Below are 15,841 nucleotides of genomic sequence, written 5' to 3' on the forward strand. Positions count from 1 at the left end.
TAGGGTGCGATCATCTGCAGGTGTACTGGGGGCAGTAGACGAATGAACAACTGTTGAGAGGCTGGTCTCGTCATGTGCGGGATTGGATATCGATCGGAGTGAGGAGAGTCATGGGTTGCTCGCCATATCTCAGTCGGGTAGCGGAGGCAGTCGAGAGCGGACGGCATCGGGAGGTCGCGCTGGTAATGCCCTCGGCCCTGCTAGCCGCGCGAGCCCGTGCTGAGCTGCTGCATATGCTTCCGTCGCAGACCGGCTTCGGAATCCCGATCTACGAGTTCGATCAGTTCGTGCTGAGGCTCGTCGCCCGCGCGGGCAGTCGACTGGCCGTTCGGAGGAGGGGCCTCGGCGATTTCCAACAGGAGATAGTCGTAGGAAGGCTTCTTGTGAGGGCCGCCGAAGCGGGAAGACTGAAGCGGTTTGGCAATGCGGCGATGAGACCCGGCCTTGCCAGGGCCATCTGTTCGCTGATTGATGAGATGAAGATGGCCCTGGCTACTCCGGATAGCTTGCAGCGGGCCCTGCCTGGCCAGTCGCCTCGTGCTCCCATGCAGATAGACTTCGTAGAGGTGTGGCGGGATTATGAATCGTTCCTGGCCAGGGCAGGATGCGGCCGTTCTGAGGATGGTTGCCTCGATCTGGTGCATGCTCTTGAGCAGGATCCCTGCTGGGTGTTGGGCGACCTGAAATCTGTCTGGTTTGAGCACCTGGCAAATCCCACGCCCGCTTCCGCCCTGGTAGTGAAGTCGATTGCGCATGCAGTGGATGAGTGTGAGGTGAACCTGCCTTACGAATGCAGCAGGCAGGAGGTATCATCGGCGGTGAGCAGGGCCCGTGTTCTCCTTGGAGATGTACAGGTAGTCGCGAAACCGGCAGGCGCCTACCTCAAGGAGCGCAGTTCCCTTCGGATCATCACGGCCCCGGGGCCCTCCCAGGAGGCGCGGGAGGCCGCGAGAGAGATCAAGGCGCTGATATGCCGGGAAGGGTTCCGCCCGGCTGACATATGTGTCGTGACCGCTGATAGTCGAGAATTCCGCCCCGAATTCCTGGCCGCGCTTAGCGAGTTTGAGGTTCCCTGTTCAACGCGGGACGCGAGGCCCCTTGCTTCGTCTCCGCTGGTGGCCGATTGTCTAGCACTGGCCGAGGCCATGACAGCCCAGAGGTCTGGATTCGATCTCGTGGCGTTGTTCTCCAGTCCATATGTGGGGCTCGGCCCTTCCGCAGGGGCTGACCTCCTCCGTTCTCTGGGGGTGAGGGGGCTTTCGCTTCCCCTGGCGCGCTGGAAGGCTCGCCTGTCTTCCTCGCCTGGCTGTGATCAGGCTGCCGAATACTGGTCCTGCCTCAGTCGGGCGTGGAGCGGAAGAGGAGAGGGCGACTCATTGCGCAGGCATGTGCAGGATTTCCGGTCAATCCTCTCGGAGCTTGGCATGCCCCGAGCGTTGTTCTCCCGCGACAATCTGGCCTTCGCGGTTCAGGCTTGGGCCGCTTGGTCCGGATTTGATACTGCGCTAAGCCGCATCGAGGAGGCATCGGAGGTTCTTGGCGAGGCTGAGGGAGGCGCCACCTGGGCGGATTTCGTGACCATCCTCAGTTCTGAAATCGGTCGCGACGCCTTCATGCTTGAGCGAGGCGACTCTGCGGGTGTTGCCGTAACCGATTGGAGCAGTATGGCGGGACTCAGCTTCCCCGTGGTGTTCCTGTGTGGGATGCTCGAGGGCGTGTTCCCGAGAAGGATGAGGCGGCCGTGGATCTTCACTGAGGCCGACATGGCGCATCTGGCGGATCGTGGCATCGATGCTCCGGCGCCAGGCAGGTTCGCGGAGAACGAGAGGTTCCTATTCCGCATGGGGGTGGGAGCGGCCGAGAAGCGGCTGTACATTACGTATCCATCCTCAAGCTCCGACGGTGCAGCCGTGAGGCGCTCGTTCTTTGTGGATGAACTACTGGAAGAGGCCGGGGTGGCGCATGACATGGAAGGCGCCGTCTCGCGGAGGCTCTCTCCCGCGGATCTGTTTCCTGAGGAGTGGGAACTCACGGCGAGCCAGCGAGAGCTTGAACTGTGTGCTCTGTGGAGGCTCGCCCGTGGGATGTCTGATCCTGGGGTGGAGGCATGGGCCGCCACGCGCCCGGAAGATCTGAAGCTCGCCATGGTCTGGTTTTCCAGGCGAAAACGGGCAGATGCGCTGGAGTTCACCGAGTACGATGGACGTCTGTGCGAGCAGGCGCTTCTCTCTTGGCACTCCTCTGAATGGGGCCTCGATAGGGTCTGGCCCGTTAGCGGATTCGATGACTACGGCAGGTGTCCATTCCTTTTCTTCTGCCGGCGTATCCTTGCTTTGAAGGCGCCGGATGGAGCGGAACCCGAGCTTCCGGCGATGGAAGGAGGAACGGCTCGTCACGAGATACTGCGCAGGTTCTTCCAGGGGCTGAAGGGGACGGTCGACTCTGAGCGAGGTGAGGAGTACGCCGACACGATCAGGGGGATCACCGCGGATGTATTCGCTGGGATCAACAGAGAGAATACTGCGGCGCCGCCTGGGGCGTGGAAGGCCTACGAAGACGCAATTGCTGATCAGATGGCCAGAGTAGCCCGGGCTGAGGCCAAGTTCGCCGAGGACACCGGCGGCATGTGGTCACCTGCCTATCTGGAATGGGGCTTCGGGCCGGGCTCTTTCGATCGGCCTGCCGACTCTTCGGTGGAGGCGCCGCTCATGCTCACCGCAGCGGGCCCCCTGGTATCGGGAAGGATCGACAGAATCGACCGCGGACCAGATGGCGCGCTTGCTCTCTATGACTACAAGACCGATCATTGCCCCGAAGGTCGAGACGTGGCGAGCATGGTCAATATGCAGATGGCGATCTACATGCTTGCCGCTTCGGAGTTCCTCGCGTCGAAAGAAGGCAAGGTGGCAGGAGGGTCCTACTACAGCATCGCGTCGGCAGACGTCAAGTCGGGGCTGTGGATCCGGGATTTCGCCGACTTTCTTCGGGCTGGCCGCAAGGGGCATGGGAGACTCGATGAACAGTCGTTGCACGAATTCCTCTGCAGCGCACGGGAACGGGCCTTCGAGATCGCGCGGGCCGTGGCCTCGGGCCAGTTCCTCGTGTATCCTTCGTCCTGCGGACTTGATAGGTGCCCATACATACGTATCTGCAGATACGATCGGGATGTAGCTTTTGCCAAGGTGGGAAGAGCTCCCGACGCGGATGAGTGCGGCCGCGGCGCCCACGATTCGGAGCAGGAAACTCCTTTCGGAGGTGATGCGCAGTGAGGGAGTATTCCGATGAGCAGAAGAGGGCCGTCTACGGCCTGGATGAGAGCCAGATTGTAACTGCAGGCGCAGGATCAGGGAAGACGCGAGTCCTTGTGGGAAGGTATGTGGAGATACTCGCTTCCGGTCGAGCCGACCTCGATGAGATCGTGGCGATAACCTTCACTGAGAAGGCCGCGAACGAGATGAAGGCCAGGGTGTGGGAGGAAGTCTCCCATATGGAGAGATCCGCCTCATCAGAAGGCGAGGCCTCAAGATGGAGGGAGATCGGCCGCAGAATCCCGACAGCACGCATAAGCACCATCGACTCGTTCTGTGCTCAGCTGCTGCGGGAATATCCCATCGAGGCGGGAGTGGATCCGGATTTCGCGATTATAGATGAACTCCAGGCCGCCAGGGTCATGAGATCGGCAGCGCAGGAAGTGGTGGAGAATGCCATTCTCAGGCGCGACCTTCCCATCAAGACGCTGGTGGGAGAGCGCGGGTTTGGCCAGGCGGCGGATGCTTTCTCGGGCCTTTACGAGCAGATCCGAATAACCGGTCGTCCGCTCTCGGAGATCCGCGATACAGCTATAGTTGCGCTTCGAAGGTCAGAGAATGAGGCCAGAGAGGCACTGGAAGATTTCCGCGCTGCCCTTGCAGCAGCCGGAGCGAACGCAGCAAGCATCGCTGCGCTGGACCATACATCGTCAGCCTTTCACATTGATGCTGCTGCTCTGGTGAAATCCCTTCCCGGAAAGAGGAACGCGGCGGCGAAGAAGGCTGCGAGCGACGTCCTCAAGGAACTCCTGCCGCTCCTCGCCGATGTGTGGAATGTGGATTTGGTGGAATCGGCATTCGCGGTATGTGAGGCGCTGGATGGGGCATATGCACTTGCGCGAGGCAGCGGGCTTCTCATGGACTTCACGGGCGTGGAGCTGGCTGCGAGAGACCTTCTCCGGGATAGCGCTGCCGGAAGAGCATGTAGGGAGAGGTTCAAGTTCCTCCTCATGGACGAGTGCCAGGACACGAACGGGCTGCAAAGTGAGATACTGTCGCTCCTCGTGGGCGAGCCCGCGGTCAACAGGAAGTTCATCGTGGGCGATCCGAAGCAGTCGATCTATCGGTTCAGAGGAGCGCGTGTGGAGCTGTTCCAGCGGGAGATCGCCGAAGTGAACAGCACTGGCATGGCGCGGGTGGAGCTTGGGACCAACTACAGATCACACCCGGATCTTGTGAACGTAACCAACGCCATGTTCTCCAGGATAATGTCAGATTCCGAGGCGTGCTTTGCGCCTGCTGTGGCAGGGAGAAGCGGCGTGAATATCTGCGAGCCCAGGGCGGAGTTGATGCTCGTCGTGCGCGCTTCGTCCGGCGATGATGAGGAAGGGCAGAAGCCAACAGCTGCCCACGCGGCGGCGACGGAGGCGACCGTGGTGGCCAGGCGCATAAGGGAGATGGTGGAGGGTTCCGTCAAGCCACTGTGCGAAACCACGCCAGATGGTCACATGCCGGCGGCGGCAAAATGCGGCGACATCGCCATTCTCCTAAGGGCGATGACTTACGTGAAAGCGTACGAGCACGCCCTCGAGAAGGAGGGAGTGCCATACTACGTCGTGGCCGGGAAGGGATTCTACGGAACTCCGGAGGTGCAGTGGACCATGGATCTGCTGCGGGCGGTGGATGATGAATCGGACGAGCTGTCTCTGGCGGGTTTCCTTAGGTGTCCGCCTGTGGGGCTCTCGGATGAGACTCTACTGTGGATGCGTCTGGCGTTTGGAAGCCTCAGTTCTGCTGTGGCAGATTGTGCGCCGGAGGCCGCAGCATGCCCAGAGCAGACCGGGACGTACGTTCCCCCTGCAGAGGAGAGGCTCAAGTACGAACGTGCTCGAGATCTGGTGCAGTCGCTGAGGCAGGCAGTTCGAAGGGTCTCCGTCGGCGAACTGGTGAAGGCCGCCATAAGCGGGGCCCGGTTTGAGGAGTACTTCGCGATGGGTGTCTCTGGGACTCAGGCTATAGGCAACATCCGCAAGCTGGTCTCCATGGCTTCGGACTACTCACGCACGAAAGCCAGCCTTGGGGGATTCGTGGAGGATGTGGAGCTGGCAGAGGGATTTCGCGCACGGGAGGCCGAGGCTGCGGTCCACGAGGAGTCTGGCGATACTGTTAAGATCATGACGGTCCACAAGGCCAAGGGGCTGGAGTTTCCAGTTGTCTTCGTCCCTGACATGGGCCGCAAGCCAATGTCCAGGCAGGGCATGTTCCTCCTAGACCCCGAGATCGGATTGGTGTTGAAGCCGCGGCAGGGAGAGCCGAAGAGCCGCACCTTCGCTCGAATCGACGATGCGGCCAGGGCAGGAGACGAGAGTGAACTGAAAAGGGGCCTTTACGTCGCGGCCACCAGGGCATCTGATTATCTCGTCATGAGCGCGACTCTGAACGAAGACAAGTCGGGGAAAGGCGCCTGCAGCGCGGAGTTGGGGTCGTGGATCGCCCCGGTGCTTGACGCCGTGCTTGGGACAAGTGAGAACCTGGACCTTTCCAGCCTGGGCCAGGAGGGGGTGGTCGCGGACTTGGATGGGGCGGGAGCACTGATCCGAGTGTCTGCGCCATCTCCGAATTCCGTGCCCGGTGTGGCTGTTAAGGCAGACCAGGATGTCGCCGCCGCGGTGGAAGTGGAGTGTGAGCGTTGGCGTGGTCGGCAGGCGCCTGGGATTCGCGGGGTCGCGCCATTGGCACTGCCCGTGGATCGAGTGGTTGGCGATGGTGAGGGCAGGCGGCTATCAGTATCCGGCCTGATGTGCTATGCCCACTGCCCACGCTGGTATGTGTACGAGTATGTGTGTAGTCTTCCTCCTGTGCCTGCCGACCTTACGGGTGCGGCCGGGGCCGGGCTGAGGCTAAACGCTGCTCTGAAGGGCGAGATAGTTCATGCACTGTGCGAGACAGTGCGTTCCTCAGAACAGGTTTGTAGAGCCCTCGAAGACGAGTTAGTTAGGCGCGGGGTTTCCGGCGAGTTGTTGGCGCAGACTGTCGATGAGCTTGCGCCCATAGTCTACACATTTCTGCGCCATTACGGAGGACGCGCTGAGAGCCATGCCGTGCATGAATCGGCATTCTCCCTGAACCTTTCCGGATTCGTCATATCCGGTGTGGTGGACTACATCAGTGAGAGTGCCGATGGGTCGATCATAGTGGTGGACTTCAAGACCAACAGGATAGGGAAAGAGCAGGTGGCGGCCACCGCCGAGGGATACAGGCCACAGCTCGACGCGTACGCGCTGGCTGCTTCGCGAGGGCGTGGAGTGCCGAACGTTATCTCAAGGCTCCACTTCCTCTATCCAGACGAGCTGTGGGAAGCCAGCTACGGCCGTGCCGAGCTGGCCGATTCCGAGAGCAAGCTGATCTTTCTTGCTGAGGCTGCAAGTGGCGCCACACTCTCGAACACACTTCCATCAAGGATAGGGGAGTGCGGATGGTGCCACTACACCGCTCTGTGCTGGGGCTGGCCCTGTGGGGACGGTTCAGTAGGCGCCGCGCGCGCAGTGCCGGACGGGCTCCAGGCTATCGGAAAAGCCCGGCGAGAGGAGGTGTCTTGAGCACAATCGCTCCACGCTCGCACAGCTCCTGGCAGCAGTAGCACCTGATGCACTTCGAGTAGTCGAAGTGAGCTGCTCCGTTCGCCATGGTAATGGCCTGAGCTGGGCAAGCGCGCGCGCATACTCCGCAGCCGCGGCACTCCCTGGGGAGCAATGCAGGCCTGGTGGTGAGCATGTTCCGAAGGGTGATTCCTGCCCAGCCAGTGGTGAGGGTCTTCCTCAGCGATGGACGGGAGGCGCGCGGCGTCTTGAAGCCTACCACCTTAAGCTCATCGATGGGCGGTCCGGATACAGCTACGTCTGCCAGGGATCGTGGCCCAAGCCCAAGATCGGCAGCGGCCGAGAGTGGAGGGCTGTCCATCGGGTTCAGCCCTATGATAGAGCATGCGGCGATGTCCGCAGCGAGGCCGTTGGTGGAGGCCAGGAGAAGACCGAGCGAGACTGGATCCCCGTTGCGGGGACCGTTTCCCTCCATGGCCACTATTCCATCGAGAATGGACAGGGTAGGAGTTGCCACAGCATAGATCTGGGCGAGGAGCGCTGAGAAGGTGTCCCGATCCTGAAATCGAAGGTGATACTTGGCCTTCGAGACGCCGGAGATCACGCCGAACATGTTCTTTATGCACCCGGTGTACGCCACTAGCCCATGCGCCTTCAGCTTCGGCAGACTGATGATGACGTCAGCATCAAGTATGGGTTCGGCGATGGGAAGGGAAGGCGCGATGTGCCCGCTTCCCAGGTGTACTTCGCGGGTGTTCGAGAAGGACGCCTCTTCCACAGAGAGCTCCTCCATGACTTCCAGCAGGCCGGATTTCCGCGCCGCTGTCCGAAAGCTTTCGGCGCCGGGGCTTTCGCCTACCGTCGCCTCTCCGCCTGCAGAGCGCACCTCTTCGATCACAGCGCGCAGGATCTCAGGGTGTGTCGTCGCACCTCGTTCGGGAGGCGTGCCTGCGATCAGATTGGGCTTGATCAGCACGCGGCTGCCAGGCGAGACAAATGCCTCAATCCCTCCTAATGGAGCGATGGCGGCATGAAGGGCCTGTTTGACCCTGGCACGGTCGTAATCAGCGCATCGGACTATCGATACCAGTGGCTGCTCTGGTTGTTTCGACTGCATCGTTTCCACGCGGAATCCCCTTCCAGAGTGTGCTTTGTCCACGCTCGAATATACTACACCTCCATCAATCGGGCAACCCAGACACGCGCCTAAACACGCGCCGTGCGCCCAGACACGCGCCGTGCGCCCAGACACGCGCCGCCGTCGTCCTGATTGCCGTCCCGGTTGCCGCCATCGGGCTCAGAACCTCCTGCACTCTCTTAGCGCCCCATTGCATCTTCGATCTCCTATGGCGCACCCGCACCACATTGGGCTCCGGCGCCATGTCTTTTGGCGGTCTGACCGGTCAAGCGCCGATCTTTTGGGCATTCTTGACGCGTCCGGACCTTTTTTGCGTTCCACGACCGGCAGGGCCTTGACTGCGCGGCGGCAGGCTGGTATTATGCTGTTTGATGATGTTCCTCGATAGCTCAGCGGTAGAGCAACCGGCTGTTAACCGGTGGGTCGCAGGTTCGAATCCTGCTCGGGGAGCCAGAGATCTATCCGCCGATTTCGGCGGTTCCTATTCAATGGCAAGACCCCGTGGGTTGATCCCCTCGGGGTCTTGCCATTTCCACCGCATCCACGCCCACCGTAAGCGCATCGCCCGGCGCATCCAGGCCCTGGCTGAGGGCGACCTTTCGGAGAGAGTACGGCGCAGGGCCGAGGAACTGGCCAATGATGCCGACTTGAGAACGCGGGCGCCGCGTGATCCGGCTACATTAGGTTCTGCCGAGGTCAAAGCGAGAATGACGATCCGGCTCCCGCTGTCGAGGTGCACGTGAACTGCATCGCGCGCCCGACCCATCACTGAAAACGTGTCTACCTGCGAGTCAGCCACGCCACATCATGCCATGCGGTTGGCCGCGGAAGCTCCCTGTCGCGGATTCTGCCGGAGCTGACGTTTGGAGGGCCTCAATGCTGGATTCATCGACATTGCGGGCGTTTCAACGTCGATTCCATCGACATTGAGCTCGTCTCACTGCTGGATTCGTCGACATCATCGCCCCAGGACTCGGTCGCGCCGTTCGCGCCTCGTCAGGGAGCGCGGGCGCGCAGCCAGGGAGCCCTATATTCGGTTCCCAGCTGCAGCCCGAGCCCGTTTCAGTGATGTTTCCCGCTAAGGTGTACGGATCTGACCCAGGCTATCTCGCAAGGTGGCCGAAATCGGATCAGCTGGGCTCATTTCCATGCGGAATCGTGCGGAATGGGGGGTATATGTCGGCTCGAGTTGGCTCAAATTGGCCAGAATAGGCGTCTACATGACAGAAACTAGGCGAGGAGAGGTTGCCGGGAGCGCTTCTGGGGCGTTGCAGGGTGCTAAATCCCCCGTGGTCATGCGCTGTGGCGGTCAACCTGGGTCATAAGCGCCCACCTCCCGCAGAAACCTGGTCACTCCGCGTCCAGCTTGCACCTAGATACCGTGTTGGGTATGCGTGGCGTGCGAATCCGAGAGGAAACTGGGACTCTGTATTGGAATGGAATCTCTTTGAGGCAGATTCCGTGATGGCCCCTGCATTCCTGCTGTGCGGTCGTCTCGGCAACCAGATCCTAGAATGGCGTCTTTCGGGTAGATGGGATGCTCAAGTGGAGACAGTAGGCGACGGGCCTGAAACCTGCCGACAAACGAGGCGCATAGGGAAACAGAACTTAACGCGGCTTTCGGTCAACAGGGAAGTGGCTGCTCTTTGGCAACTCGTGATATGATAGGAACCTAGGGGTTGACGATCGGATGGAGAATGGTTATGAAGAGGGTTGCACTTGGGGAGCCATTTTCATTTCCGCACTGAACAGTCGAATACCAATGCTCTTCGCAACCCTGTCCGGTTTCCGGCGGGGTTTTTTGCCACCTGCGCAGGGTCGTTAGGATATCGTCTGTTGCGTTCGCGGCTTGGCGCCATTCTCCCACCTGCGCAGGGTCTACAGAGGCGCATCACTACAGGTGCTGGCGTCTATCTTCGATACTGGCATGTATGATATAGCATCAGATGAAGAAGGGACTAAGGAGATGGCGACTGGAACAGGAAGGCTCGTGATCATCGCAACACCCATCGGCAATCTGGAGGATCTGACGTACCGAGCGGCCAGGCTGCTCGGCGAGGTCGATGCACTGGCGTGTGAAGACACTCGGCACACCCGGATTATCCTTGATAGGTATCAGATCCGGAAACCAGAGATCATGTTTTCCTACCACGAGTATAACGAGGATCGTGCCGCGAACCGCATTCTCGGCCTCTTGGAGGAGGGGCTCTTGGTGGGAGTCTGCTCGAATGCGGGGTGCCCCGGGGTCAGCGATCCGGGCTACCTGGCTGTGAGCCGCGCTGTTGAGCGGGGGTTCGCTGTTGAGGCGCTTCCGGGCGCATCTGCAGTTCTCACTGCTCTGCTGGCTTCAGGGCTACCAACGTCGTCCTTCACGTTCAAGGGCTTTCCCCCGAAGAAGCCTGGCCGGAGGCGGGCCTTTCTCGAAATGGAACGGGACCTTCCACACACCCTGATTCTGTATGAGACGCCCCACCGAGTCCTGCCTCTGCTGCAGACGGCCCTGGAGGTTCTGGGCGACAGGATGACGGCGGTCTGCATCGAGCTCACGAAGATGTTCGAGGATGTGCGTCATGGGCATCTGTCTGAGATCATCGGGGCACTGACCGGCGTGAAGATCAAGGGCGAGGTAGTTGTGGTCATAGCCGGCAACAATCCGAAGTTCACAGCCGAAGCAATTGAGGACAGGGCCGAGCCCGATACCGACGCTTGCGTCGATGGAGATGAGGGGTGAAATCGATGAGCACTGCCCCACACACGAGGCATGGAGGGATGCCCGTTCCCACCTTCATCCCTGACGCGACTAGGGCCGTGGTTCGTTCCATCGACTCACGGGATCTGGAAAGCGTCTCCATCAGAGCCCTGATGGTCAACACCCTTCACCTGTCAACGCACCCCGGGGTATCCACTGTAGCGTCAGCGGGCGGAGTGCACAAGTTCATGGGCTGGGACCGGCCAGTTGCATCCGATTCCGGGGGGTTCCAGGTTTTCTCTTTGATCTCCGAGGATCCTAGCCTTGGCAGTGTAACCGACCGCGGTTTCACATACCGCACTGCGAGGGGCGGAGAGAAGCAGACCCTCACACCGGACAAATGCATTGAACGGCAGTTCAAAATCGGGTCGGACATCATGTTCTGCCTGGACTACTGTACTCATCCAGATGCGCCGAAGCAGATGCAGGAGGAGAGCGTTCGCCTTACGGTGGCGTGGGCCCGGCGGTGCAAGGAGACATTCACGCGACAGGTCGAGCAGCGCAGGCTCAATCCCTCAGATCGCCCGCTGCTTTTCGCTGTTGTGCAGGGAGGGGAGGCCCCGGCTCTTCGTCGCGCCTGCGCAGAGCAGCTGTTGGAAATCGGCTTCGACGGGTATGGCTACGGCGGATGGCCGATCAGCCCCTCCGGTGGGCTCGTAGATGCGGTGGGTCTGGTTGCCGAGCTGGTCCCTGACGGCCTGCCGAGGCATGCTCTGGGCATTGGGAAGCCCGAGAACGTGGTGTGTGGCGCGGGTATGGGCTATACGACGTTCGATGCGGTTATTCCCACGCGTGATGCCCGCCACAAGCGGCTGTATGTTGCGGTCGACAACTTCGCGTCGTTGAACCTTCGCGGAGGAGAGTTCTACGAGAACCTGTATATCCAGGATGACAAGTTCGTGAGGGATGATCGTCCAGTTGAGGAATGGTGCGATTGCCCCTGCTGCACACGGTATTCCCGCGCGTATCTGCACCACCTGTTCAGCATAGGCGACACTCTGGCCTTGCGGTTGGCGACTATGCACAATCTGCGCTTCTATACGCGACTTTCGGAGCGGCTGGCCGAGATCCTGGCCAGAGGTGAGCGTCTCAATGATGCAGGATCTTGCTAGCCAGGTCGTGGCGTCCTTGACCTCCTCGAAGAAGTATGGCGACCTGTGCCCGGACACATTAGGACGAGTCGCGAACTGGGCCGTCGCGCGGCATCCCGATCGGGATGAGGCAACAAAGGCAGCAAAGCGGAAACTGCACCAAGTGCATGCGTCGTTCATGACTTTGGCGCAGATCTCTCGGCTGGAACTGCTAGAGGGGGAATTGCCTGACCATCCCTGTGACGAGGAGGTGCGCGCCGTGTTCCACAGCGCGATGTGTTTGCATACCTCGACGAGGGAGCGCATGGAGATCATGGAGGAGCTGTATCCTGTGCTTTGGGAGCAGATCGGCGCCCCGCACAGGGTTCTGGACCTAGCCTGCGGGCTGCATCCCCTCGCTATTCCGTGGATGGGACTTCCGCATGATGTTGCGTATCGCGGGGTTGACATCGACCAGAGGCTCGCTCGGGCGATCAACGCACTCCTGGAACGGGCGCGCTGCGCCGGGCAGGTTGATTGCCGCGATCTGCTGACTGGCATGCCCGAGGGCGATTGGGACGTGGCACTGCTTCTGAAGGCCCTGCCCAGCCTGGAGCAGCAGGAGAAAGGCGCCGGCCTGCGGATGCTGAGTGCGCTCCGAACCAGATGCGTGGTGGTGTCGATGCCCGCGAGAACCCTGTGTGGGCGTGAAAAGGGCATGTACGAGCATTACGACGCCATGATTTCGAGCCTAACGGCGGGGCTTGGGTGGCGCTCACGGCAGCTTCGCTACCCGCAGGAGACGTTCTACCTCCTAGAGCACTGAGCTGCCAGCTCACGATGGAGGCAAGCGGCCGTCTGGCGGCGAGTGCATGCCGCGGCGACTGATAGGGAACAGGGGAAAGGCCCTCGTCTGACATGCCAGACGAGGGCCTGCTTTCGCGAAAGTGTTGGGGTATGCTATCACATCCTAGCTCAGATCATATCGCGGTCAGTCCCGAATTAGTAGTCCATTCCGCCTCCCGGAGGATATGGCGGAGGGGTCTCCTTCTTCGGAATGTCGGAGATGACAACCTCGGTCGTGAGGAGCATCGACGCGATGGATGCGGCATTCTGCAGAGCATAACGGGTGACTTTCACAGGGTCGATGATGCCGGCCTTGACCAGGTCGCAGTACTCGCCGGTGAGGGCGTTCAGGCCGAAGCCCGGGGTCTTCTCTGCCTTTACCCGCTCCACTACGACTGAGCCCTCGAGGCCCGCATTGTTTGCGATGGTGCGAAGAGGCTCCTCAAGCGCGCGCTTGATGATGTTGACGCCGGTCTTCTCATCGCCATGAGCGTCGATCTTGTCGAGAGAGGGGATGATGGTGACGAACGCGGTTCCGCCGCCTGCAACGCTTCCCTCTTCAACAGCCGCCCTGGTGGCGGAGAGTGCATCCTCGATCCTGTGCTTCTTCTCCTTGAGCTCGGTCTCGGTTGAAGCGCCGACCTTGATAATGGCGACGCCGCCTGCGAGCTTCGCTAAGCGCTCCTGGAGCTTCTCACGGTCGTAGTCGGAATCGGAATCCTCGATCTGCCTGCGGATCTGGTTGATGCGCCCTTCGATCTTGGACTTGTTGCCGCCGCCCTCTACGATGGTGGTCTTCTCCTTGTTGATCTTGACGGTCTTGGCCCGGCCAAGCTGGCTGAGTTCGACCTTCTCAAGCTTGGCGCCGGTCTCCTCGGAGATGAACTCCCCGCCGGTGAGGATCGCGATATCCTCAAGCATGGCCTTGCGCCTGTCGCCGAAGCCTGGGGCCTTGACGGCGGCCACATTCAGGATGCCGCGGATCTTGTTCACAACTAGGGTCGCAAGGGCTTCGCCCTCGATATCCTCAGCGATGATCACGAGAGGCTTGCCGCCCCGGGCGACCTTCTCGAGAAGCGGGAGCAGATCCTGAACGTTAGTGATCTTCTTCTCATAGATGAGGATGTATGGATCTTCGATTTCCGCTTCCATGCTCTCCGCGTTGGTGGCGAAGTAGGGGGATATGTAGCCCTTGTCGAACTCCATGCCTTCGACCTGCTCAACGCTGGTGTCGATACTCTTCGATTCCTCGACGGTGATGACTCCGTCCTTGCCCACTTGGTCCATGGCATCAGCTACCCACTTGCCGATGGTGTCGTCGTTCCCGGAGATCGAGGCCACATGGGCGATGTCTTCTTTAGTGGCGACTGGGATCGACATCTTGTGCAGCTCCTCGACCACCACTGCAACGGCCCTGTCGATTCCGCGTTTCAGGAACATGGGGTTTGCGCCGGCGGTGACGTTCCTCAGGCCCTCGTTCACGATGATCTGGGCGAGAACCGTAGCGGTGGTGGTTCCGTCTCCCGCTATGTCGTTGGTCTTGGACGCGACCTCCTTGCAGAGCTGAGCGCCCATATTCTGATTAGGATCCTCAAGCTCAATCTCCTTGGCGACGGTGACGCCGTCCTTGGTGATGACAGGGGATCCAAACTTCCTCTCGAGCACCACATTGCGGCCCTTGGGCCCTAGTGTGACCTTGACCGCAGCGGCTACTGCGTCGACGCCCTTCTTGAGCGCCGCGCGAGCGTCCTCATTGTATGACAACTGCTTCGCAGCCATGAGCGTTTTGCCTCCTTTGAAACGTGTTCATTATGCCTTGAATGCCGTGACGGACCTTATATGTGCGACCCTACTTGACTGCAAGGATGTCGGACTCGCGGAGTATCAGGTACTCGTCGCCGTCCACCTTCACCTCAGTGCCGCCGTACTTGGCGTACACGACCTTGTCGCCCACCTTCACATCGACGGGGACGCGCCTCTTGCCTTCCTCATCCCACTTGCCAGGGCCGACTGCTATGACCTCGCCCCACTGCGGACGCTCCTTTGCGGTGTCGGGAAGGACGATTCCTCCTGCGGTCCTGTCCTCCTCAGTGCTGGGCTTGACTAGCACTCTATCGGCACACGGTTTCAGCATCGTAGATAACCCCCTTCGCACGTTGCTTTTAGCAGTCACCTCTGGTGAGTGCTAACAACGCTATGATACAGTGACTGTTTCGGGATTGTCAAGGCTTGTGATAGAATAATTGACAGGTTAGGCAATGCTCCTCTGAAGCAGGCAGCCGCGTCGCCGGATATACTGGTACGTATCAGTTGGTCGGGTGAAGGAAAGGAACGGGTTTTGCCACATGGGCCAGGATTGGCTGTCGCTGCTAATGCTGTTCGGTGTGTCGGTGGTCCCAGGCGCGCTTTGGCTTGTCTACTTCTACCGTAAGGACAAATACGAGGCTGAACCACCTGCCCTGGTTGCGAAGGTGTTTTTCGTGGGCGCTCTCATGATAATCCCAGCCGGGATCATTGAGACACCTCTCCGTGATATCCTTACGAACCCACCATCCTTCTCAGCGCTTCTGCTTGCGTGCATTCTCGGAATCGGGCTCATCGAGGAATACCTGAAGTACTGGGCTGTAAGGCGTACGGTGTTTCACCGGCCAGAGTTCAACGAGCCTGTTGACGGAGTGATCTACGGAATCTCGGCAGGGCTCGGATTCGCTGCGTTCGAGAATGCCATGTATGCGACCTCATATGGTCTCCAAGTTGGGGCGATGAGGGCGGTCCTCACATCGATCGTCCACGCTTCCTTCTCGGGGATCGTGGGATTTGCAGTCGGATTGGCGAAGTTTTTGCCCAAGCCTGTGCAGATGCCGGTGATCGGCAGGGCCATTCTGGTGGCAGCAGTGCTCCATGGGCTATACGATTTCCTACTTATCACCGATCTGATGAACTTCTACCTTACAGTGCTCGTGGTCGTCTTCCTTTACGGCGCGCTCATCGCAAGGATTAGGGCCGCGCTTGCCCTATCTCCATTCGGAGGCGGGCGTGCGCGCATCACTGATGTGGACGATGATGACTCCGGGAGCGATTCCCAGGGGCCAGATAACGATGGAGTCTCATGAATAGAGCCTGCTCTGTGATGACCTGTGCTGTGCAGGCGGGCCGAATGCCTTCCCAACCTGCTGTGGCTGTGGTAAAAT

Annotated in this window: 9 protein-coding genes and 1 tRNA gene; 7 read left to right on the forward strand and 3 right to left on the reverse strand. The window is 60.2% G+C overall.

Features of this window, described 5'->3' with window-relative positions:
* Window positions 1–110 precede the first annotated feature (110 nt).
* On the forward strand, window positions 111–3,269 hold the full coding sequence (locus VB144_00165; GenBank protein MEA4882075.1) for a PD-(D/E)XK nuclease family protein: 3,159 nt from the start codon (window positions 111–113) through the stop codon (window positions 3,267–3,269).
* Entirely contained in the window at window positions 3,266–6,847 is a 3,582-nt protein-coding gene (locus VB144_00170) for a UvrD-helicase domain-containing protein (protein MEA4882076.1), read from the forward strand. Before VB144_00165 ends, VB144_00170 begins: the two co-directional genes overlap by 4 nt.
* Here VB144_00170 and VB144_00175 read toward each other — a convergent pair.
* Window positions 6,813–7,964: a DUF362 domain-containing protein gene (locus VB144_00175; protein MEA4882077.1), complete on the reverse strand. Its 1,152-nt coding sequence runs from the start codon at window positions 7,962–7,964 to the stop codon at window positions 6,813–6,815. The genes VB144_00170 and VB144_00175 overlap by 35 nt on opposite strands.
* A gap of 399 nt (window positions 7,965–8,363) precedes the next feature.
* Between VB144_00175 and VB144_00180 the strand changes: the two genes are divergently transcribed.
* From VB144_00180 to VB144_00195, 4 genes are all read left to right on the forward strand, one after another.
* A tRNA-Asn gene (locus VB144_00180) sits at window positions 8,364–8,438 on the forward strand.
* 1,447 nt (window positions 8,439–9,885) lie between these two features.
* A complete protein-coding gene (rsmI, locus tag VB144_00185) occupies window positions 9,886–10,716 on the forward strand; it encodes a 16S rRNA (cytidine(1402)-2'-O)-methyltransferase (GenBank protein ID MEA4882078.1) in 831 nt (276 codons plus the stop codon).
* A 5-nt stretch (window positions 10,717–10,721) separates the two neighbouring features.
* Window positions 10,722–11,846, forward strand: coding sequence for a tRNA guanosine(34) transglycosylase Tgt (locus VB144_00190; protein MEA4882079.1), 1,125 nt, complete (start codon window positions 10,722–10,724; stop codon window positions 11,844–11,846).
* Complete coding sequence (locus VB144_00195; protein ID MEA4882080.1) at window positions 11,827–12,630, forward strand: hypothetical protein; 804 nt, start codon at window positions 11,827–11,829, stop codon at window positions 12,628–12,630. The genes VB144_00190 and VB144_00195 overlap by 20 nt, the downstream gene beginning before the upstream one ends.
* Before the next feature lie 176 nt (window positions 12,631–12,806).
* Here VB144_00195 and groL read toward each other — a convergent pair whose 3' ends face one another.
* Together groL and groES are read right to left on the reverse strand one after the other, a co-directional pair.
* Entirely contained in the window at window positions 12,807–14,429 is a 1,623-nt protein-coding gene (gene groL / locus VB144_00200) for a chaperonin GroEL (GenBank protein ID MEA4882081.1), read from the reverse strand.
* Window positions 14,430–14,499: 70 nt separating this feature from the next.
* Window positions 14,500–14,784, reverse strand: a complete 285-nt coding sequence (groES, locus tag VB144_00205; protein ID MEA4882082.1) for a co-chaperone GroES — start codon at window positions 14,782–14,784, stop codon at window positions 14,500–14,502.
* A 211-nt stretch (window positions 14,785–14,995) separates the two neighbouring features.
* Here groES and VB144_00210 point away from each other — a divergent pair, with 211 nt between their 5' ends.
* A complete protein-coding gene (locus VB144_00210) occupies window positions 14,996–15,763 on the forward strand; it encodes a PrsW family glutamic-type intramembrane protease (protein MEA4882083.1) in 768 nt (255 codons plus the stop codon).
* The last annotated feature ends 78 nt before the right edge of the window (window positions 15,764–15,841 follow it).

It is taken from the genome of Clostridia bacterium, assembly GCA_034926675.1.
In the GTDB taxonomy this organism is placed as follows: Bacteria; Bacillota; DTU025; order DTU025; family DTU025; genus JAYFQW01.